The 21,205-nt window shown below is 64.6% G+C and carries 18 protein-coding genes and 1 pseudogene; 8 read left to right on the top strand and 11 right to left on the bottom strand.

Annotation, left to right across the window (positions count from 1 at the left end; all coding sequences use genetic code 11):
• Window positions 1-28: 28 nt before the first annotated feature.
• Together CVS27_RS21520 and CVS27_RS19315 are read right to left on the bottom strand one after the other, a co-directional pair.
• A complete protein-coding gene (locus tag CVS27_RS21520; protein WP_103467479.1) occupies window positions 29-301 on the bottom strand; it encodes an Abi family protein in 273 nt (90 codons plus the stop codon).
• A gap of 109 nt (window positions 302-410) precedes the next feature.
• On the bottom strand, window positions 411-1,145 hold the full coding sequence (locus CVS27_RS19315) for a FadR/GntR family transcriptional regulator (RefSeq protein ID WP_103467478.1): 735 nt from the start codon (window positions 1,143-1,145) through the stop codon (window positions 411-413).
• Between the two features lie 191 nt (window positions 1,146-1,336).
• On the opposite strand from CVS27_RS19315, the gene CVS27_RS19310 reads away from it, so the two are divergent.
• Window positions 1,337-1,861: a gluconokinase gene (locus tag CVS27_RS19310; protein ID WP_103467477.1), complete on the top strand. Its 525-nt coding sequence runs from the start codon at window positions 1,337-1,339 to the stop codon at window positions 1,859-1,861.
• 101 nt (window positions 1,862-1,962) lie between these two features.
• Window positions 1,963-3,366, top strand: a complete 1,404-nt coding sequence (locus CVS27_RS19305) for a GntP family permease (protein WP_103467476.1) — start codon at window positions 1,963-1,965, stop codon at window positions 3,364-3,366.
• On the opposite strand, the gene CVS27_RS19300 is transcribed toward CVS27_RS19305, so the two are convergent.
• Window positions 3,363-3,689 carry a hypothetical protein gene (locus tag CVS27_RS19300; RefSeq protein WP_103467475.1) on the bottom strand — a complete coding sequence of 109 codons (327 nt, stop codon included), beginning with the start codon at window positions 3,687-3,689 and terminating at the stop codon, window positions 3,363-3,365. The two genes, CVS27_RS19305 and CVS27_RS19300, sit on opposite strands and share 4 nt — an antisense overlap.
• Before the next feature lie 746 nt (window positions 3,690-4,435).
• Between CVS27_RS19300 and CVS27_RS19295 the strand changes: the two genes are divergently transcribed.
• The 4 genes and pseudogenes from CVS27_RS19295 (at window position 4,436) to CVS27_RS19280 (ending at window position 8,770) form a co-directional block, all read left to right on the top strand.
• Window positions 4,436-5,428, top strand: coding sequence for a FecCD family ABC transporter permease (locus tag CVS27_RS19295; protein ID WP_243400285.1), 993 nt, complete (start codon window positions 4,436-4,438; stop codon window positions 5,426-5,428).
• The gene (locus CVS27_RS19290; protein WP_103467473.1) at window positions 5,425-6,261 is read left to right on the top strand and encodes an ABC transporter ATP-binding protein; all 837 of its coding nucleotides are present in this window, start codon (window positions 5,425-5,427) and stop codon (window positions 6,259-6,261) included. The genes CVS27_RS19295 and CVS27_RS19290 overlap by 4 nt, the downstream gene beginning before the upstream one ends.
• A complete protein-coding gene (locus CVS27_RS19285; protein WP_103467472.1) occupies window positions 6,258-7,253 on the top strand; it encodes an ABC transporter substrate-binding protein in 996 nt (331 codons plus the stop codon). The genes CVS27_RS19290 and CVS27_RS19285 overlap by 4 nt, the downstream gene beginning before the upstream one ends.
• A 123-nt stretch (window positions 7,254-7,376) precedes the next feature.
• Window positions 7,377-8,770: pseudogene (locus CVS27_RS19280) on the top strand (IS1380 family transposase).
• A 353-nt stretch (window positions 8,771-9,123) separates the two neighbouring features.
• Here CVS27_RS19280 and CVS27_RS19275 read toward each other — a convergent pair.
• The 7 genes from CVS27_RS19275 to amiA all read right to left on the bottom strand — a co-directional run bounded on the left by CVS27_RS19275 (window position 9,124) and on the right by amiA (window position 17,153).
• A complete protein-coding gene (locus tag CVS27_RS19275) occupies window positions 9,124-10,842 on the bottom strand; it encodes an ABC transporter ATP-binding protein (RefSeq protein ID WP_103467471.1) in 1,719 nt (572 codons plus the stop codon).
• On the bottom strand, window positions 10,839-12,548 hold the full coding sequence (locus tag CVS27_RS19270; protein WP_103467470.1) for an ABC transporter ATP-binding protein/permease: 1,710 nt from the start codon (window positions 12,546-12,548) through the stop codon (window positions 10,839-10,841). The genes CVS27_RS19275 and CVS27_RS19270 overlap by 4 nt, the downstream gene beginning before the upstream one ends.
• Entirely contained in the window at window positions 12,535-13,809 is a 1,275-nt protein-coding gene (locus CVS27_RS19265; RefSeq protein ID WP_103467469.1) for a nitroreductase family protein, read from the bottom strand. Before CVS27_RS19265 ends, CVS27_RS19270 begins: the two co-directional genes overlap by 14 nt.
• Window positions 13,810-13,814: 5 nt before the next feature.
• Window positions 13,815-15,203: a YcaO-like family protein gene (locus CVS27_RS19260; protein WP_103467468.1), complete on the bottom strand. Its 1,389-nt coding sequence runs from the start codon at window positions 15,201-15,203 to the stop codon at window positions 13,815-13,817.
• The gene (locus CVS27_RS19255) at window positions 15,200-16,231 is read right to left on the bottom strand and encodes a CocE/NonD family hydrolase (RefSeq protein WP_103467467.1); all 1,032 of its coding nucleotides are present in this window, start codon (window positions 16,229-16,231) and stop codon (window positions 15,200-15,202) included. Before CVS27_RS19255 ends, CVS27_RS19260 begins: the two co-directional genes overlap by 4 nt.
• On the bottom strand, window positions 16,228-16,968 hold the full coding sequence (locus tag CVS27_RS19250; RefSeq protein ID WP_103467466.1) for a hypothetical protein: 741 nt from the start codon (window positions 16,966-16,968) through the stop codon (window positions 16,228-16,230). The genes CVS27_RS19255 and CVS27_RS19250 overlap by 4 nt, the downstream gene beginning before the upstream one ends.
• 83 nt (window positions 16,969-17,051) lie before the next feature.
• Entirely contained in the window at window positions 17,052-17,153 is a 102-nt protein-coding gene (gene amiA / locus CVS27_RS21405; protein ID WP_243400284.1) for a streptamidine family RiPP, read from the bottom strand.
• Between the two features lie 97 nt (window positions 17,154-17,250).
• On the opposite strand from amiA, the gene CVS27_RS20965 reads away from it, so the two are divergent.
• Both CVS27_RS20965 and CVS27_RS19245 read left to right on the top strand, forming a co-directional pair.
• Window positions 17,251-18,483 carry a hypothetical protein gene (locus tag CVS27_RS20965; protein WP_165788358.1) on the top strand — a complete coding sequence of 411 codons (1,233 nt, stop codon included), beginning with the start codon at window positions 17,251-17,253 and terminating at the stop codon, window positions 18,481-18,483.
• 128 nt (window positions 18,484-18,611) lie between these two features.
• Complete coding sequence (locus tag CVS27_RS19245; protein WP_165788357.1) at window positions 18,612-20,306, top strand: prolyl oligopeptidase family serine peptidase; 1,695 nt, start codon at window positions 18,612-18,614, stop codon at window positions 20,304-20,306.
• A 322-nt stretch (window positions 20,307-20,628) separates the two neighbouring features.
• Here the strand turns inward: CVS27_RS19245 and CVS27_RS19240 are convergent, their stop codons facing one another.
• Window positions 20,629-21,189, bottom strand: a complete 561-nt coding sequence (locus CVS27_RS19240) for an OsmC family protein (protein ID WP_103467464.1) — start codon at window positions 21,187-21,189, stop codon at window positions 20,629-20,631.
• Window positions 21,190-21,205: the final 16 nt, after the last annotated feature.

Raw genomic sequence — 21,205 nt, 5'->3', positions numbered from 1 at the left:
TAGTTGTCGTACTTCGTCCGGAAGTGCGCTACGAATGCTTCATCCGAGTCTGTCCGTCGTGCATCCAATCGTTGCAACCACTGTGCGTGGCGGCTCGTCGGTGTGCTCGTTCGTGGGTCGATGGAGTCGTCCGTGAAGGCCACCACGAACGTTGACGTGCGCAGGTGGGCGAATGGGAAGCCTGGCCGAGGATGTATCCGATCTGCATGCGGAGAGAGACTTCAATTCGCTCGATGCCGTCAAGGACGAGCAAGCGTAAATCCCGGTCGAAGTCGATTAGCAGAGAGCCCAGGCTTCGCATATTCCGCCACTGGGCACCTCCGCAAAAGAAAATCAGCCCGAGTCATGAGGCGAGCGGGCTGATCGTGATAGTTGACGAATAGCACGGCAAGTCCAGCAAAGTCGCGGAGTCAGCGCAGTCCCATCGCGTTCCGGACCTCGTCCAGGATGTGGTGTACGGCGGTCTCCGCCATCACAGCGTCACCGCGGGCCACCGCCGCCGCAACATCCTCGTGGGCCTGTAAGGCTTCGTTCCGCGGCTTGAAGGGCATCAGGCCCTGCTTGGTTCGGCTGGTGAGCACTTCGGCCACCATGCCTTCGAGCGCCGTGAACATCTCATTGCCGCAGCTTTGGAGCAGCAGGGAGTGGAACTCGATGTCCACCGCCAGGAACGCCTCGAGTTCGCCGGCCTCGCCCAGCCGCCTCAGCTCTGCAGCCAGGAAAACCAGCCTGGCCCGTTCCGCGGCGCTCGCCCGTCGGGCAGCACCGGCAGCAGCAATGGGCTCGACGGCGATGCGCAGCTCCGTGAGGCTGCTGTACTGAATATCGCGCCGGACAGAGCCCAGGCGCCAGCGCACCAGCTTGGGATCAAAGACATTCCACAGCCTGCGCTCCTGGACCACGATGCCCACCCGCCGGCGCGAATACACCAGGTTCATGGACTCCAGGACCTTCATGGTGTCCCGCGAAACGGTGCGGGAAACGCCGTACTCCTGCTGGAGGCCCTCAAGGGTCAGCCGGCTGCCCGGAGGAAGGCTCCCTGCAGCGATGGCGGAGCCAACCGCCTCGAGAACGCGTTCATGCATGGAGGGGGAGGCCCCGCCGTCGTGCGCGTTATCCGCGTCCGGTACTGTCGCCGTCGACATCTTTCCTGCTTTCCTCTGCGCTTGCGCGCCCTTCAATCGTACCGACAAATTTTCAAAGGTATGACTTGTGACACCAAAAGATAGTACCTATCGTCTGAAATGGTGATACCTTATCTTCCAGTGCACTTCATTGTGAGATGCGCAACGACATCTCTTCATTTGGCCAACGGCGTCTTCTTCGGAGTTAAAGCATGCAGTATCCAGTCACGCACCTGGTGGTGATGGGCGTTGCCGGTTCCGGCAAGTCCACCATCGCGGCAGCTCTTTCCCAGCAGCTTGGCTGGGCCTATGCCGAAGCAGACGAGTTCCACCCGCAGTCCAACATCGACAAGATGACCCGGGGCGTTCCCCTGCAGGACGAGGACCGCTGGCCCTGGCTGCGGGAAATCCAGGGCTGGATGACCGCTCATGCCGCTGCCGGGAAGAGCGCCGTGCTCACCTGTTCCGCGCTAAAGCTGAGCTACCGTCAGCTTCTCTCCGAAGCGAAGGGTCGGGTCCTGTTCATCCACCTCGACGGCGGCGCCGACCTGATTGGCCAGCGCATGCAGGGTCGCGAAGGCCACTTTATGCCGCCTACGCTCCTGCCCAGCCAGCTGGCCACCCTGGAACCGCTGACCGGCAACGAACTTGCCGCCGGCAGCCTGCGCCTGGACATCTCCAATTCCCCGGAGGAGATCGTCACCGCCGTGCTGGCTGGCCTCATGCTTCCCGCCTAGGCCGAGCTCAGCACCTGCGGAGCTCAGCGCCTGCCGAGCTCGGCCACCGAGCCGACCCAATTTTTCCCCAATACCCAAGTAGTTCTGTTCAAAGGAGAACCATGGTCATCGAAGGATGGACCCAAACGCTGGGCGCAGGACCTCTGCTGCTCATCGCCGCGGCATCGATTGTCGTGCTGCTGTTCCTGATCATCAAGCTGCGGATGCATGCACTCGTCGCCCTGATCGTGATCAGCCTGGCCACCGCATTCGCCACCGGAATCCCCGCCAACCAGGTAGTTCCTGTGCTGATCAACGGGTTCGGCACAACCCTGGGCACCGTGGCGCTCCTCGTGGGCCTGGGCGCCATGCTCGGCCGCATCGTTGAGACCAGCGGCGGCGCCAAGGTGCTGGCCGACTACCTGATCGGCGTGTTCGGCGAAAAGCGTGCCCCGTTCGCCCTGGGCCTCGCCTCCCTGATCTTCGGGTTTCCCATCTTCTTCGACGCGGGCCTGGTGGTTATGCTGCCCGTCGTGTTCGCCGTGGCCCACCGCTTGGGCGGGGGAGTGCTGCGCTACGGCCTCCCCGCCGCCGGCGCCTTCTCCGTGATGCACATCTTCCTGCCGCCACACCCGGGCCCGGTCTCCGCCGCTGCCTTCTTTGATGCCAACATCGGCTTGGTCCTGATCGCCGGCCTCCTCACCGCCATCCCTACCTGGTACGTGACCTCCTACCTGTTCGGCTTGTGGGTCGGCAAGAAGCTGGTCCTCCCGGTCCCGGCCATCCTTGGCCAAGCCAGCGCCGAAGCCGAGGCCCACCCGCCACGCTTCCGCACCATTATCGGCCTGCTGCTCCTACCCCTTGTCCTGATCTTCATCAACACCGGCCTGAACACCCTTGCGTCCTCCGGCGTGCTGTCCGAAGAGGTCAAAAACGAGCAGTGGTTCCAGGTCCTGCGCACCATCGGTGAAACCCCGGTCGCCCTGCTGATCGCCGTCCTGGTGGCCGTTTATGTCCTGGGCACCCGCCGCGGCAAGAACGCTGGCGCCATAGAGAAGCTGCTCGAATCCTCGCTGGGCCCGGTCTGTTCGGTCATCCTGATCACCGGTGCCGGCGGCATGTTCGGCGGCGTGCTCCGCGCCTCTGGCATCGGCGCGGCACTGGCCGATGTCCTGGGTAACCTGGGCATTCCGCTGATCCTGGCAGGCTTCCTGATTTCCGCCATCCTGCGTATCGCCCAGGGTTCCGCCACTGTGGCCCTGACCACCACCGCTGGCCTCATAGCCCCGGCCGTGGCCACCGCCGGCCTGGCCGGCATGCAGGTTGCCGCCCTGGTTGTCGCCGTGGCAGCCGGCTCCGTGGTGGTCTCCCACGTCAACGACTCCGGCTTCTGGTTGGTGGGCCGCTTCTTCGGCATGGACGTCAAGACCACCCTGAAGACCTGGACCGTCATGGAAACCCTGATCGGCGTCATGGGCTTCGCCATCGCCGCGGTCATATTCCTTCTGGCCGGTGTGGCGGGTTAGCGCTGCACCTGCCAGCCACGGCTGACTGAAGTACGACGGCGGGGCGTCCAGAGAAATTCCGGGCGCCCCGCCGTCGTCGTACTACTGGGGCGCCAGGCTGTGGCGACGCCGTTGGTCAGGTCCAAGACACCCTTGATCGGGATGGGAAAGACAAGGTCCCCCTCGTCGTTGACCTCGTTCTGCCAGTGGCTGACGATCAGGTCGACTTTCTCATCGGCTCCGTCCAGCAGGATCAGTTGTATCTGACCCCATTCCATCAGGGCCTTGCCACTCTCTGCCACCGTCACCGCCTCTACCGCTGCTTCCTGTTGCCAGCCTGTCATCCAAGTCTCCCTGATGGCACTGACCGCATGTTTTCAGTTCGCCATTCAGCCGACTCGAACCCCTCCTGTTGCAATGACTGCCTGAATCCGCCGGTGCGGATGTCGAAGGATCAACGCACCCGGGGCCAAGTGGCCAAACGAACCGTGGACGGCAAAAGCAAGAAGGAAATCATCCGCTGCCTCAAACGCTACGTTGCCCGAGAAATTTACCGCGTCATGACCAATCCACGACCCATCCCTCCGACCAGCGTTCTACGCCCGCTACGACTGGCGCTGGGGCTAACACTGACGTTTGCGGCCGACGCGATGGGAACATGGCCAACATCAATTTCACGCATCGAACGTGGCACATCACGAGACCGCACAACCGCTGAAGACTGCCGAACTTGGCTTGGAGTACTGGCAGAGAAAACTATTTGACAAGAATGGGAGCATCAACATCCCCGGACCCTCAATGACTGGGGGACTTAATCATGCCGGGACCGACAAGGCCATCAACCCCAATTCTTACGCTTTAAGGGGCTACTAAAAAGGTAACGAGTGAGAAACTTGGAAGTTTCAGGACAAGGCGAACTGGCGCGACCCTAATGCTAATGATTCTCATTTACGATATCGTGTGTAGTGTGAACGATTTCCTGAGAACCCCCCTGGACCCGCCGCGCCCCGTAGCGCCTTCCCCTTGGCCAAGGTCCGCCGCGTGGCGGCGGCACGGCACCGCCCTGACACTGTCGACCAGTATTTTGTTAGTGATCCTTGTTTCCGCAAGCACCGGTCCACTGTCCACCAGCCTGCCCGAAACAGCGAAGATCATCGCCGGGCATCTTGTACCCGGCATGGCGTGGATGAATGACGGTAGCATCTCAGTCTCGCAAGATCAGGCCGTCTGGAACTTTCGCCTGCCGCGCACTCTGTTGGCTGGCATTGCCGGTGCGAGCCTGGCCCTGGCCGGTGCACTGCTGCAGACCAATGTCCGCAACCCGCTGGCCGAACCCTACATCCTGGGGGTCTCGGCCGGTGCCGGAGTCGGTGCGGTGCTGGCCATTGTGGCCGGATCCACTGCGGTGGCTGGGCTGGGTTTGAACGCGGCCGCGTTCGTCGGGGCCGCTGGCGCCACAGCCCTGGTGTACCTGCTGGCGCGGCAGGGCGGGATTATTGCTCCCTCCCGGCTGATTCTGGCGGGGGTCGCACTGGGCTCGCTTCTGGCAGCGATCACTAACTTCCTGACCATCACCACCGAGGCCCAGAACGTCTACAGTGTCTTGTTCTTCCTGCTCGGTAGCGTTTCCGCGGCCAGCTACCCGCAGCTAATCTTGCCCGGGCTCGCTCTGGCCGGGGTGGGGCTGTATGCGATGCTGCGTTCCCGGGCGCTGAACGCCATGCTGGCAGGAGATGAGGCAGCCATCGCGTTGGGTGTTAACGTCACCGCCATGCGCAGGACACTGTTGCTGGCCACGGCGTTGTTGACTGCCACCACCGTGGCGGTGTGCGGCGGGATCGGTTTTGTGGGCCTAGTGGTTCCGCATGCGGTGCGCATGATTGTCGGCTCGGACCACCGGCGGATGCTGCCACTGGTCATCCTGGGCGGTGGGTTGTTCCTGATGCTCACAGACCTCTTGGCCCGCACCATTGCCCAGCCGGCCGAAATCCCGCTGGGCATCCTTACTGCTGCGGTCGGCGCACCCTTCTTCCTCTGGCTCATGCGCACCTCCGGCGCCCGTGCGGCGGGCGTGGAACAGTGAACGTCTCCTTCGAAAAAGTCAGTGTGGAGATCGGGGGCCACCGGATCGTGAACAATGTTTCCCTGACCGTTCCCTCAGGTTCGGTTCTGGGTCTGCTGGGCCCCAACGGTTGCGGGAAGTCAACGCTTCTGCGCACCCTTTATCGCGCCCAAAAGCCCTCCTCGGGAACAGTTCTCGTGAACGGGACGGATGTCCGATCCCTGGACGGACGCGAGGTGGCCCGCAGGATCGCCGTCATGGCCCAGGAATCCACCCAGGAGTTCCCTATTACGGTGCGCGAAATGGCGATGCTGGGCAGGGTGCCGCACCAGCGCGGATTCGGCGCCGACTCCGCTGCCGACCACGAGCTCATCGACACCGCGCTGCGCGAAGTCGGGGCCACACATCTGGCCGCGCGTTACTTCGCTGGGCTCTCCGGGGGGGAAAAGCAGCGCGTACTGCTGGCTAGAACCCTGACGCAGCAGACCCCCGTGCTGGTGCTGGATGAACCCACCAACCACCTGGACGTCGCCTTCCAACTTGAACTCATGTCCTTGGCCACCTCGCGCGGGATCACCGTGCTTACCGCCCTGCACGATATGAATTTGGCGGGCGAATACTGCGACCAGGTAGCCCTGATGCGGGCCGGTGAACTACAAGCCATCGGCCGTCCGCACGAGGTACTCGACGAGGACGCCATCCGCGCCGGCTTCGGCGTCGACTCGCGCCGGTTGGAGCATCCACTCACCGGCCGTCCGTTGATAGCCGTCGCCCGGATTACCCCTCTGCCCGCACCTGCGGCGCAACAACAACCAATCAACCACGAAACCGAAATAGTCAAGGAAAACGCATGAACAACAAACCTCTGCTTCTTATCTCCGGCCTACTACTGGGTGGCAACCTGCTGGCGGGCTGCGGCCAGGCGGTCTCCGCCACGGCACCGACGCAGTCCGCCGGAGCCGCGCAAACCATCGAGAACTGCGGCCGCGCACTGTCCTTCGCCGGGGTGCCGCAGCGGGCCGTGGCCATGACGCCGGGCCAGTCCGAGATGCTGGTGCGCCTGGGCCAAGCGGATAAAGTCGTAGCCGAGGCCCAAAGCAAGGGCCGGGCGCTCATGCCAGAACTTGCGGACCTGGGCACAGCCAAGCAATTGAGCGAACAGAGCCCGCCATCGCGGGAGGTACTGCTGGGTGTCGCCCCGGACCTGGTTTACTCGCCCACCAGCTATGAGTTCACCGCAGAGCAGGGATTCGCCGACATTGACCAGCTCAAGGCTGCCGGCGCCCAGGCCTACATTGCCACCGCTGGCTGCCCCGAGCGCCGCAGCAACGCCGAGGTAAAAGACCTGTTCACTGACATAACGAATATGGGAGCCATCTTCGGCGTCGCCGGGCAAGCCTCCACTCTGGCCGGCGAGGCGCAGGGAGCACTGGATAGCGTGGCGCGGAGGGTCTCGGGCCTGCCGAAGCCATCCGTGGCTGAACTCTTCGTAGAGGGTAACACCATTGCCGCCATCGGGGCGGGCATCGAATACAACATGATCGAGATCGCCGGTGGCGAAAACGTCTTCAGTCCTGATGACCAGGCGTTCGCCCAGTTTTTCTCCTCCGTCATCTCCCCCGAGACGTTGGTCGCCAAGAACCCGGAGGTCATCGTCTTCACCACCATCGACAAGGCCCATGAGAAAGCGACTATCGATTTCCTTCGTTCGAAGTTCCCGCAGTTGGACGCCGTGAAGAACAACCGTATGGTGGCCGTCGACTCCGACGACGTCATGCCGGGCACCTGGGGCAACATTCGGGCCGTGGAACAGATCGCAGCCGGGCTTCACCCCGAAGCGTTCTAAGCCTTGATCCACCGATTTGGTTTGAGGTGGCTACGGCGGTTTAAACACGAAATGCCCGTCTTTTAGGGGAAAATATGGCTTACCACAGTCAAATTTTCATACCCAAAAGAGGACATCTCGCAGATGCTAGTTTCCCATACCCGTGCGGCCGTGTCAGTTTCCTTTGACGAGGAGAACCTTGTGTCGCCGACCGGGCTGGTCCCGGTGATGCGGCTGGCCGAGGACGTGGGCCTGCACTCGTTGGCGGATGAATGGTTGTCCGTGCCCACGGATAAGGGAGCGAACGCGGGGTTGAAGGTCGCAGCGCTGGTGGCGGGCATGGTCGCCGGGGCCGATTCCATTGATGACATGGCCGTGCTGCGCCACGGCGGGATGAAGAAGATCTTCAAGGGTTGTTACGCCCCGTCAACGCTGGGCTCGTTCCTGCGCTCCTTCACCTTCGGGCATGTGAAACAACTCGATGCAGTCGCCTCCCGGTTCCTGACCGGCCTGGCCCGGACAGTGCCCTTGTTCGGAGCCGTCACGGGAGGACTTCATTTTTGTTGATGTTGATGACACGATCATCGAAGTTCATGGCTACCTGAAGCAGGGCTCCGGTTACGGCTACTCCGGAGTCCGCGGCCTGAACGCCGTCCTTGCCACCGCCTCGCGGGAGGACACGGCCCCGGTCATCATCGCCCAACGCCTGCGCAAAGGGGCTGCGAACTCCGCCCGCGGTGCGAACAAGTTCGTCACTGAAGCCTTATCCACGCTCAAACGCACGAAGACGCCGGGGCCGGTGGTGTGTCGTTTTGATTCGGCCTACTACGGCTACCCCTCTGTTAGCGCAGCACTGGCCGGCGGGGCCGATGTTACGGTCACGGTGCCGATGAACCCGGCCATCAAAAGCGCCATCACCGCCATCGGCACGGATGCGTGGACTCCGATCAAGTACACCAACGCAATCTACGACGAGGACACCCAAACATGGGTGTCAGTCGCTGAAGTCGCCGAAATCCCGTTCACCGCGTTCTCTTCCAGGAAGAAGGCCGAGCGTGTCCCCGGGCGGCTGGTCGTGCGACGCATCCGGCGAGCTGAACCCGAAAGCCACCGCAGCTCAGCCAATACTCTTTGACACGCACCGCTTCCATGCATTCTTCACCACCGTGGCCACGGAGAAGCTGGACGCGGTTGCCGCTGACAAAGTTCATCGCAAGCACGCCCGGATCGAGCAAGTCAACGCTGATCTGAAAGACAGTGCCCTGGCCCACCTGCCCTCGGGCAAGTTTGCCGCGAACTCGGCGTGGCTGGTCGCCGCGGTCATGGCTTACAACCTGACCCGCACCGCCGGGATTCTCGCCGAAGGCCAGTTCGCCAAGGCCCGGACCGGCACGATCTGCCGCAAAATCATCAATATTCCGGCCCGGATAGCTTCCAGCGCGCGGCGTCAACAGTTACACCTGCCTCAAGACTGGCCCTGGCAAACCGAATGGGTGAACCTCGTCACCGCCACACACGCACCGCCACGAGCCGCTTAAAACCCGTCAATCCAGCCAGCCCGGCGCAACCCAAGGAACCAAAAGTGGAACACCACCGGCAGCGAGGCCGGCCCCCGGGCTGCCCAAAAACACAAGATGACCGAAAATTGAGATTCAGTCAATCACCAAACCGGATCGGTGGATCAAGGCTAAGGACGTCGCCCCGCAACACCCCCGGATACCTTCGGGGCCCGTCACATAGCGGACCCCGAAGGTATCCGAGTCTCCGAAAGAGAACCGGAAAGCCTGGCCCTTCGGCGAGCACACACATAAATGACACGGCCGGAGCTGGACCGCAAACGGTCCGGCTCCGGCCTTGTGCCAGGTTTCGCCAGAGATTTGGCACCGGGGTCCTACCGGGAGGGTCTATGCGGCTGGGATAGGGGTGAAGAGTGCAGGTCGGCGAGGTCGACCATGCGGTCGCAGCGCGCCAACGTGGAATCCCGGTGCGAAATCGTGATGACTGTTGTGTCACCGGACAGTGCGGCCACGGCGTCGAGCAGGACCGCTTCGGTGGCCGCGTCCAGGGATGCGGTGGTCTCGTCCAGGACCAGTATTCGGGGCTGCACCAGAAGTGCCCTGGCCAGGGCGATGCGGGCGCGTTCTCCACCCGAGACGCTGGTGCCGGACTCTCCGATCATGGTGTGCACGCCGTCTGGCCAGCGCCCCGCGTCCAGCACTAGCCCGGCGCGGCCCAGAACGCCCTGGACCTGGGTCGCGGAGGCGCCTGGGACCGCCAGTTGCATGTTTTCCAGCAGTGACCCGTGGAAGATCGTGGCGTCCTGCTCCACCAGGGTGACCAATCCACGGAAGACGCGCGGGTCCACGGAAGACACGTCGACCGACTCGCCAGCGCTCGGGACTAACTTGATAGAGCCTGTATCCGGGGACCAGAGGCGTACCAGTAGCCGCGCCAGGGTGGTCTTTCCAGCCCCTGAGCGACCCGAGATGCCCAGGTGTTCCCCTGGTCCCACGGACAGCCAGCAGGGTTCCAGTGCCGTGGTGCCGTCCCCGTAGCTGAAGCCCGCACCTTGGATTTCGATTCCCAGCGGGCCCACAGCGGCAAAGGGGAGAACCGGCGTCAGCACCGGGCCTTCGGCGGGCATGGAGATCCCCTCCAGTACCCGGGCCGCGCTGGCACGGTGGGGTTGCAATTGGGTGAAAACAGCAACCGCCTCCATCAGCGGGGAGAGCAGTGTGAGGGTTCCTGCAACCACGGCCGGGATCCACAACGGATCCAGGCCCGGCCTGTTCCAGGCCGCTAGGAACACAGCGACCAGGATGCCCAGGGAACACAATTCGCGCATGCTTGCGGATGCGGCTTCACGGGATTTGAGTCGGCGTTCTGCTCTGGCCACGGTGTGGGTGGCGGCGGCGAGCTGCTGCTGTACATGCTCTTGCAACCCGAAGCCGAGGATTTCACGGGAGCCGGAAAGTAGGTCCACGGCCAAGGCTGATTGGTCGGCCTTGGCCCGTTGCACCTCCTCGCCAAGGCGTGCGTTGGTGCGCAGCCAGGGAAGGGTCAGCAGCACCAGGGCAGCCAAACCCAGTACCAGGCCGGCGGCCAGTGACCCGCCGATCCGGAACAGCGCAACGGTGCCGCCCAGTAACAGTACGGCGGAGCCGGCCAGTTGGGTCAGTGTGTGGGCGTAGAAGAACTCGAGCTTCTCGGTGTCCCCCATGGCGGTGGCAGCCAGCCGTCCGGTGTGTTGGCCTGGAGCCCGGGATGGCACACCGCGGGAAAACCCGTCGAAGAGGGCCATGCGCAATGCCGCGAGCACTCGATAGGCGATGGAGTGCGAGATGTCCATTTCGTGCCAGGTCAGGATCGCGCGCAGCAGTACGGCCGCACCACCGGCGATCCACCACCCCGGGTCCGCCAGCTCATCCTCGACCAGGGCGAGGGTTACCGTATAAGACCCCGTCACGGCCAGGAAAACCAGCGCCAGGTTGTTGGCCAGGCCAACCAGCACGGTCCAAGCCAGTGCCATGCGGTGCGCGGATAGATACGGGAGCAGTCCCCACAGGGGATCTTCCCGGCGCGTCACTTTGTCGGTGTTCTGCAGGCTCATGATGTCTCCGGGGATGTGGACGGGATGGTTTCGCGCAGCGTGCCCTCGTGCAGTTGCAGCACAGTGTCGGCGGCTTCCAGGGCCTCGGTGCGGTGGGCGATCATCACCACGATGCGGTACCGGGCTTCGGCGCGCAAGAAATCCATGAGTTCGCCGGCCAACTCCGGGTTCAGCGCCGAGGTGGGCTCATCGAGCAGCAGCACCGGGCGGTCGGCCAGGATGGCGCGGGCGATCGCCAGGCGCTGGAGCTGACCACCGGATAGCGAGTGCCCGGCCTCCGCAATGACAGTGTCCAGGCCATGGGGCCACGCTGCGAGCTCGGCGCCCAACCCCGCCCGGGCCATCACACCGCGCATGTCTGCTTCATTGGCCCCGGGACGCACTGCCGCCAGGTTCGCCCGGATGGTGCCAGGGAACAAATAGCTGTGTTGAGAAACTACGCTGACGTCCCCGGGTTGCATCGGGCGTCCGTCCAGCAGGCATTGTCCGCCGGCGGGCAGGAACCCGAGCATGATGTCAAAGAGTGTGCTTTTTCCGGCGCCCGAGGGCCCTGCCACAGCGGTGATCCCGCCGCTGCGGAGGCCGATCGTGGCGCCATTTAGCAGCCACGGGGAGGTGGGCCCGTAGCGGAATGAAATCTCTTCCAGCACGAGGGTGTGGCCATCTGTCGGCTGTTCGCCAGCACCATTGGCTGGGTCCGGAGCGGGGTGAGCGGGGGCCCTGGCTGGTTTTTCGCTGTCGGAGGCGATCGCTGCATCGATGCTGCCCAATGCGGAGATGCCCAGGTAGCCGGCGTGCCATTGGCGTGCGAGGTCGCGGAGGGGCCGAAAGACCTCTGAGGCCAGGATGAGTGTGAAAAATGTGAGTGAGGGTTCCCCTCCGATTCCACTGGGCAGAGCTCCGAGCGAGTGCAAGGCGGTCAGTGCCGCTGCGGCCAGCAGCCCGGCCTGGATCCCGAGGTCCGCCAATGCCGTGTCGGCGAGTGAGACCCGCATGGTGGCCACGGTGGCCCGGTGCAGTTCCTGAGAGCGTTCGTCCAGCCGGGTGCGGAAGCGCGGGACGACGTCGAGGATCTTCAGTGTTCGCATGCCCTGCAACGCCTCAAGGAAATCGGCACTCAGGGCCTCGTAGGAGTCCCAGTGCGTGGTGCTGCGCCGGGCCAGGAGTCTGCCCCATAACCTCGGGGCACCCACGGCCACCACGACGGCGGCAAGCAGCGCTGCGGCGAGCACCGGGTTCAGCGTTGCCACGCCGGCCAGCAGGATCGGGCACAGGATCTGCAGCTGCAGTGCATGGGGTATGTAGGCGGTGACGTAGGGCTCCACGCCGTCCGCACCTTCGCTCAGGGCCAGCCGGCGTGCCCCGCTGCGTTCGGAATTGTCGCGCAGCCGCTCCGGGCGTAGTAGTGCCCCGGCCAGGGTGGCGCGTAATTCAAGGCGTACCGCGGTTCCCAAGGCGCTAGCCAGACTGGCCTGCACCTGTTGCAGAGCAGCGCGGGCCACACCGCAGCCAAGTACGGCGAGCAGGCTTCCCGCCACTTGTGCCCCGGAGTGAACTTGGCCGGGCAGCAGCCCGGCCAAGGCGTGGGCCAGGAACCAGGCCTGCACCCAGTAGCTGGCGGTACCCAGGCATACGACAAGGGTGAGTGCATGAAGAATTCGGCGGTGTCCGAGGGACAAGGCCATCAGGCGCCTATTGACCAGCATGAGTGTTTCCTTCCGATCTGAACGCCCGGAATCCGAGCGCGTGCAGGGTGGTGAACCCGTCCCGGGTCCCAGTCCAGCCGGCCACGGGCCGGAAGGTGATTCCCGGGTCGGTAGACAGGGAGGAATAGAGCAGGTGGGCGGCGGACGCCGCGGCCCACCACATGGCCGTTTCGTCCGGCGCAGAGCGGGTGCGAAAGAGCAGTATCCCGTCCAGTGAATCCACCCACCGCTGTCCTGCACACTCCCGGCGAAGCAGCCGATTCCGAATGCCGGCTTGGTCCACTAACAGGACCTCACACGCAGCTGGCATTGGTAGCGGAAAATCTTCCAGCATCGCCCGCCATACCTGCTCAGCTGCGCCTCGGTGGGGGTGAGTCGACACCGGGACGGCTCCGGTGATGGGGATACTGCGACGGCGCAGCAGTTGCCCTTCCATGAGCCGTTCGCCCGGCGTCAGGTCTAGTGGGCCCTCAGGGTGGCGGAGTCCTGACTCAGTTGCCCAGCGCTCCGCGGCCGCCAGCGTGCGTAGTTGCCGCTGCGGGACCGGCCGGGCCCGGCCAGCGGGTCCCGCGGCGGCAACCCACTGGGATAGTTCGGGCAGTACGTCACCGGCCCCCATCGACAGGGCCGCCAGGGCCAATTCCGCTCCGGTATCCGGCCAGTGCTGCTGCCACTGGGAGTATTCAGGCACCCTGGCCGCCGCAGCCAAGGTGGCTGGATCCGCGGTGAGCCACCTGCTCGCCATCCCCCGGGAGGCCGCATGGCGGGCCACACCCACCAGAGCGTAGGCAGTGTCGGCCAGCAGCAGCGGCAGGGCGCGATGATGGTATTTCGCCGCGGTTCGCTGGGGCAGGACAGTGAAAACGACAATGGCACCGGCCGTTGCGGGTGCGGATTGGATGCGGCGGTACGTGGTGGAATTGGCGGGGTTGTAGGCATGGATTCCCGGCGGTACATCGCAGTCGCTACCGCAGAGCAGATGAACCTGCACCGGATAACAGGCACCGGCCGAGGGAATGGCCCGTTGCGGGATGCCGCCCGGCGCCCCGGTGGCGGGGTTTACGTGGAACCCCCGGGTTTTCCAGAGCGCACCGAGCACCGCGGCAATCGGCACCGGCGCATCGGAAACGGCATGGTCGGGGGGCAGGGGCGGGTCCCAGGTGTTTTGACGGGGACCGGGATGCGTCATGGCCCCGGGCACCTTCTCGGACCAGGCAGCGGTAAAGTCCCCGGCGGGGTGCGTGCGGCAAACAGGAGCCATCGTTCCTACATGTGGGGTGGTGGGGCGAGGGTGAAATCCTCCGGGCCGTGGGGTGCGACATGCCGCCAGCCGCGGGCCACCGCGGCCTTGGCGACGCGCGGGCAGCCCAGGTAGGCGAAGGCGGCCGGGGCATTGGGCACAAGTCCACCGACCACGACCCGCACCACACTCAACCCGGTCAGGGCGACGTCGTCGGTGGTCAGCTCACGGGCGTAAACCTCGTGCCCCGCGCCGGCTAGGCGCCGGTGAACTTCTTCCATGGGCACCGCAGCCACCTCCTCGATTCCCGCCAGCGCGCCAGCCGGCGCCTTGAATCGATCGGCCAGGGCGTGCATCCCGGGATCAAGCCACACCTGGACATGGGCACCCAGATCACGGACGGCTTCGAATTGCTCCCCGGCGTCCTGCAGGTAGCGGCGGTCGGACCGGTGCTCCAGGTACAGGCCCCGGGCCATGAGCCCGGCCTGGACGGCTTGGAAGACCCAGCCGTCCGCATCGGTGGTGCCCTGCGTGTAAATCCAGGTGTGGACCGCCTCGAGCACTGCCTTGCGGGCGGCTTCGGCCGGATCGTTTTTACAGGAGAATCCGGCGGCGTAGAGCCCGGTGCCGGGGTCGAAGACCAGTGCCGCCATGGCCGGTGCGAACTCGCTAGGCATTTCAACGACCCAGTATTCGAGTCGGCAGCCATCCATGGCCTGCGCCAGCCCGGGGATCGAATCAGTGCGGATGCCACGGGTGGGTCCGTCCAGGTGCCACCATAATTCCAGGGCGTCTCGTTCCACGGTTTCCAGCAGCGCCCGGTCCCTGGCATCGGCGAACCCCTGCCCGGTGGCGATTCCTGCGTAATTGAGGTGGTGGATCCTGGGCAGGTGAGTGAAACGCCGTTGCCGCCAGTTCAGGTACACCAGGCTGGCGGGCAGCCAGACCTGTTGCCCGTCGCTGTGTCGGCGGCAGGAGGTCCAGAGCGTTTCGGTATCCTCATCCAGATCCCTGTACGGGAAGCCTGGGCGTTCCAGCTGCCACGGGGCAAAGCTGGGCAGCTCATCCAGCGGCACGATGCGCAGCCCGGCGGTAGCGGCCTGCCGGACACTGCCAATGAAGTGTTCCTTGTCGGGGATGTCGGCCGGGATGAAGTTGCCGCAATAGCGTTCAATGCCCTCGGCGACCGCCGCGATCCATGCCTGTCGCTCGTCCCCGAAAGTGGTGCCCAGCGATACCCGGTCCGCAGGCCAGTCTCCCAGCCAGCGGGCGTCCGAGACCTCGGCGGTCATGGATGTATAGGCTGGCGGGGCGTCTTGAGGCGTTAGTACCGAGCGGACGCGGCGGATGATCCCGGTGTGTTCATCCACCAGTGTGTGCAGCGGCAACAGGCCAAGGTGTTCGGCAGTGGTCATGAGGGTTCTTCGCATTCTGCTGGGACGGGAGGATTGATAGCGGCACGCAGGCGTGTACGGTCGGACGGCTCCCAGGAAGCGGCGCCGTCGAGAGATTCGGTGAATTCCCTGGTGAAGGGGCTGCGGTCGGCACCCTCCAAATAGTCCTGAATCTTGGCCATCAGGCCGCCGTGGCGGCGTAGCGTGGCCGCGGTGGCGGGGTCAAGGCCTGCGGCGAGGCGGTGTCCCCACGGGCCGGTCAGGAAGCCCGTTCTGCCCGCCGCCCAAGCCTCGGCAAGCTCCAGTGCCTCGTGGGCAAAGAAGTCCCGGTGCCCGGAAACAACCAGCAGGGGTGTTTGGCAGCTTGAGTAGCGGGCCTCAAGATCCAGCTTCGTTGCCTCCCACAACCGGTCCCATTGGGCCGGGGCATGCGCTCCGTAGATGTTTGCGGGCATCGCGTGGCGCACCCCGAGGGCGTCGGCCTCCTGGCAACGGTGATCAATTTCGACGGGTGCCAGCGGGGGGCGGGATTCGGCGGTGAATCCGTGCATGTGCCACCAACCAATCCGGTCCCGCAAGCGTGCGGTGCCATCGGGGTTTCTGGCGGTCTCAAAGAGTCCGAGGGCGGGAACCATGGCGATCACCGCCGCGGCAGGCACCTGGCCTCCATCGGCTTCCAGGCACCGGGCGGCCTCAAGGGCGCAATGCGCGTCGTAGGAGGCCCCGGCCAGGATCAACGCGCCATTCAGGAGACCCTCGCGTTTCAGAAAGCGCGCGGTTTCGGCCCCGTCCCGCCCCTCAGCCGAGTAGGGCAGCCACGGTCCGGTGGAACCGTAACGGCCGCGTACGTCCTGGACGAGCACGTCATGGCCTTGTGCCTGCCAGGCCCCGGCTTGGGCTTGGTACGCACGGCGGTCGTAGGGAGTGCGGATCACGACGATTCCCCTGCCTGTATTCTGGCGGGAACGATAATGGTCGCCCGCAAGAACGCTGCCATCGCGCAACCGTATATTCAAGCAAGTTGGCGCGGTCTGGCGTCCGTGGTTCATCGTGGTGGACCGGGCCGCTTTGCCGGTTCGGCAAACCCAAGGACCGGGTGCTCACTACTGCAAAGCGTCCGAGTATCCAGTCTCCAAAGGGTGCGGCGCAGCACCGCGAGCTCCGAAGTGTCATGCTGCCACGCCGCGACCATGGCACGGATCCGAACACCAAGGAATTGCTGGGCCAGGGACGGCAAGTCCTCGAGCGTGGCATCGCTGGGCCGGGTGATATTGAGCCAGCCGTCCAGGTCAGCCGAGGCGACGGAGGCGGCCAGACGGCGGCGCACCACCTGAGAACCGGTCGGATCGGCCGAGCACAGCGCCAGCGGATCCACAAAGAGAATCTCGCCCTCCCGGTAGCAGCGAAGCACGGCGGTTCCGGCAGAGGGCAAGGCGTCGAGTGCGGTTCGTTCTGCTCGGGTGGCGGCCACCTGGATGACCAAGCCATGACGTTGTGTGGAGATGCCGGTGTCGGCGATGCGTTGGACATCAAGCCCTGTCAACACCGAGGCGATGGGTTCCCATCCAGCATCCGGGGCAAGAAGGGCGAGGCGTTCACGCCCGAGCCGGGGATGTTCTCGTTGGGCTGCCCGTGCATCCAGTTGTTGCCGGACTTGACCGTGGAAGGCATCCACCAAGGGCACCGGTGCGCCGGAGGGAGTCTGTACTCGCAGGAAGGCGCCATCGGAGGAACGCACTGTGGCGCTTCCGTCGAGCTCGAAGACGTCGATTGTCGGGCTACTCATGATTCCTTCAAGATGATTGGTTCGGGTAGGACAATGCTGTGGAGTGGATGCCTTGCATCCACTCCACAGCATTGACTAGGCAATTAGTCGAACGGGTTCTCGACAAGTGCATTCGAGTGAGTGGCCGACAAGTGGGCCAACTGCTCGGTCTCTTCAACTTCGGCCAGTACCACGGTGTTTTCCATGGGGTCCTTTCGTAGGTGTGTTGGTGTTGCCGTTCAGCAACAAGACAGACACTATACTTAATGAGAATCATTATCAAATAGACTTTATGGAGGCGTCATGAGACAGGAAGTACTTGTCGTTGCCGATCAGCGGGCCGAAACCATCGGTTTCGTCGATCCCGCATCCCAAACGGTTACTGGCTGGATTCCCGGCATGGTTCTGGCCGAGCACGCCGGGATCCTGCCCCTTGGTAGTGGCAGGTGCGCCTGGGTGGACGATGCGGGGGGTTCGCTGATCATCATGGATCCCTTTGTAGATATGGACACCGATCCCGAGGCATCAATTGAGCACCGAATATCCGTTGCCATCCCGGCCGAGCACCTCGCCTGCGACGTCGCGGGCCGTTTCGTTGCGGTCAGCACAGGTCTTGGGAAATCGTGGGAGCCGTGGAGCGACCTGCTCAGTGTGGTGGACCTGGAGGCGCAGGGAGGACCGCGCTCCCGCCGGATGCGCACGCGCACCGGAGAGCCGGGAGTCGTGGTCGCCACCACCCCGAACGGTCCGCGGGTGGTGCTGCGGCACCGCGAACCTGGGGGCCTGGAATCCGTTTCAGTCAAGGCAATTCTCGCCGATGGCGTCCACTGCCCGCAGCTGCGCGGCGAGAGCATCGAAGCGACCGGCGCCGCCGGCCACGGAGACGCCTATGACCCCGTGGCAGGCACCCTGTTCGTGGCCACCGAGCGCGGTCTCGAGTGCTTCGACGTACGTGGACATACCCCAGCCCCCTTGCCGACGCGCCCCTGGGGGGCCGCGGGGCGCGCGTATTTTCTGCGCTTTTGCCCGCGGCGGCGTCTGCTAGTTGCGGTCCTGCGCGAAGGAGGGGAGCGCCCGCGCCAGTGGGTCACCTGGGGAAATACTCTTTGGATCCATGACATCGACGCCAACACCTCGCGCACCAAGCAGCTCGGCGACGGGATGATCTTCCGCTTTGCACTGACCCTCACCGCAATTGCCGTGGCCCGGATCCACCCAGGCGGCGATGACCTTCGCACATACGACGCACAGACTCTGCAAGAGCGAGGCCGCTGGGCCTTGCCGTCCATGGACAGGGCCCCGCGGCCCGGCGTCGAACCGTGGGATGACGCGGATCGGCGGGCGGTCGCCGGTTCGCCTGGCGGTGAATGGGTTGCCGTGACGCGGGGCGGGCACGGCGAGGTGCATCTTATCGACACGAACTCCCCAGAGTCGGCAATCCATACCGTCAAAGTACCAACTCCGCTGCACGACGGCGGCCATCTCGGATGGCTCAACCGCGCCGACACCGGCCCCGGGGACGCGGTGGGGCGGTGACCTGGACCTTGGGCGTGGAAAAGCGCGAGGGCTCAAACGAGGCGTCTCTGGAACTCCGGCACAAGCCTCCTCTCTTCGAATATTTCCGGAACAAAGTCAGGCATTGGGATTCCACGGCCAGGCAGGGAATGCCTCAGGTTGCCGGTGGCAACGCCGTCTTCACCTGGCGGAATCCAAGGGAGGAATTCCCTGCGTTGTATCTGGTTCCCGATCCTTGGCTGCGCCGGGCACTATCTGCCCGCAACGCCCCTCCAGCCCCGCCGCCAGTGGGCTCCGCGCTACCAGCTCCCGCGAATCGGGTGGTGCGCGGATTCACCCTCGATCCCTCCGGCACGCGGGTCGCCGCACTGCTTGGTCCGGCGGACACCGAGTTGGCCGGGATCTGGCTACTCTCGGCCGGCACCCCACCCCTGCAACTGCCCGGCCCCCGGTCCTGGCACGCCGCCCCGGTGTGGGCGCCGGATGGAAATTCGCTTTGGGTGCTTTCCGGGAAGCCGCCGGAACAAACCATCTGGCGCTGCGAGCTTGATGAGGGCGGACCCTCGGCGCCGCCCGAGCCGATGCCCTTCCCCTGGGAACTCGGAACCCCTGCGGCCGGGGCGCGGCTGCGCCTGGGAATCCGGGACGGCGCGCTGCTGCTCACGGTGCGCACACCCGGGGCTGGAACGCGGTGCTGGCTGCACCGGGAAGGTATTTGGAACCCGTCAACGAATGCAGACCCTGACCACGAGCAGATCCCTGGGCATAAGGTGCTGGCCCGGGTGGGAAGCCAGCACGGTGACGTGCTGGCCATCGAGGGACCCACAGGAACCAAGATCACGCTGAACAGGGCAACGCTGTGGTGGCTGGAGGCGGCCGAGCAACTCACTTCGCTGTCGATCAGCACGCATCCGGACGGCAGCGCGCTGTGGATCCAGAGCGCTTCCCCGGAGCTGCCCTCGGCGGTCATCTGCATGGAGCTGCCGGAAGCGCCCGATGCCTCCACGTCGCGGCCGCGCAAGGATACCGGGGCTTTTGCACACCTGCGCCTGCGGGTCCCGGCACGGGACGGTGTGATGGTTCCCGTGATTGTCTCGGCACGTGTCGGCGACTTTGCCAGGCACCGGCCCGTTTCCCCTCGGCCGCTGTTGCTTTCCTGTTACGGGGGCTTCGGCGTCGTCCACCGCAGCGAGCCCGAACCCAGCGTGGTGGCGTGGATTGCGGCCGGCGGAATTCACGTGGCGGCCCAGGTGCGCGGGGGCGGGGAACTGGGCCCGCAATGGCACGAAGCCGGACGCGGGTCCAACAAATTGAATGCCATTCACGACGTGATCGATGTGGCTCGGTACCTGGTGGCGCAGGGATGGACACGTGTCGGTGAACTCACCGCGGTGGGCGCCTCCCACGGCGGCCTGGTGGTTTGTGCCGCGGCGTTGCTGGAGCCCGACGCCTTCGGCCGCGTAATAGCGGTGGCCCCGTTACTGGACACCGTGGAACTGCACCGGCACGGGTTAGGGTCCCAATGGCTCCACGAGTTCGGGGCCGACGGGGAAACCTCCGGGCAGCAACGTGCCGCATATTCCCCGCGACACCTCCTGGCCGCCCTGGATTCAGCTGACCATCTTCCTCCGCTGCTGTGCTGGGTGATCGGGAACGACGAACGCGTCGACAACGCCACGGCGGTGGAATTCGTCCTCGGGATCCGAAACCGCGGCGGCCAGGCCTGGCTACATCGAGAACGCGGCGGCGGCCATGCGCAGCGCGCCGCCGGCAGCCTGCTCGATTTCTCCGCCACCGTCCTCTCGTTCGCTGCTGGCCGAGGGAACGGGATACCGCCGGGCTAGGCCATGAAACTATGCAGGGGACCCCTGATGCGCTGCTAACTCCACGCTCGCAATCGAGCGTTTAGAGGTGGTGGGCATCTTGACCACCATTCCTTCCCGGTGTGAATGGTGGTCAAGAGCAATATCATCAGCATCTTCACTGGGACAGAAACGCCACGGATCCTGACCTGCTGCGGTTCGTCCCTGCCCTTGGTGGGGACCACATCCAGCTCACCGGTGGCGATACCTGACTGTGCATCTACTGACCCGGTCCGAGAATGAACATGTCTTTAGTGCCCGTGATGTGTGAATTCCTGCGGGCCTGGCGCAGCGGGCGCCGGCGTTAGCGCAGAATGGTCGCGACCGGCACCGGGTTGGCCAGGGTGTCCCGGATGGGCGAGGTAGCTTCGAGCGCCTGGACAAGGTCCATGAGGACTTCCCGCGGGGTCCCGGGGCTGTCGATTTCGATGTCGATTGCAATTTGCTGGGCCCCCTTACGGACCGTCTTATCGATGCCGAGAAAGCCGCTGAGGTCAATGTCGAACGACAGTGTGAGCCGGATTGCCTCAATTTCAATGGCACGGGCTGCTGCCAAGGACGCCAGCGTCACCATGTAGCATCCGGCCAGTCCCTTGAGGATGTACTCGGCCGGGCTCACTGCCGTGTCGGTGCCCATCAATCCGATTGGCTCATCGCTGTTGAGCGTGAACTTTCCCCGCCGTGAGAGATCAGGTTCGCCAGCCTGGATCAGGGGACCGGTTATCGTCTTGGCGGTCAGGCCTCCGGCCGATTCGCTGAGCATGGTGAATGAAACCTTGCCCAATTCGCGCTGTTCGCTCACGGCAGCGACGGTTGATTCGATAGCGGCGAAGTCGGCGAAGGGTTTCGTAGAGGTGGTAATCATGTTTTCTCCCATTGGT

It is taken from the genome of Arthrobacter glacialis (assembly GCF_002909445.1).
GTDB classification, from domain to species: Bacteria; Actinomycetota; Actinomycetes; order Actinomycetales; family Micrococcaceae; genus Specibacter; species Specibacter glacialis.
This window is presented reverse-complemented; position numbering and strand designations above follow the sequence as displayed.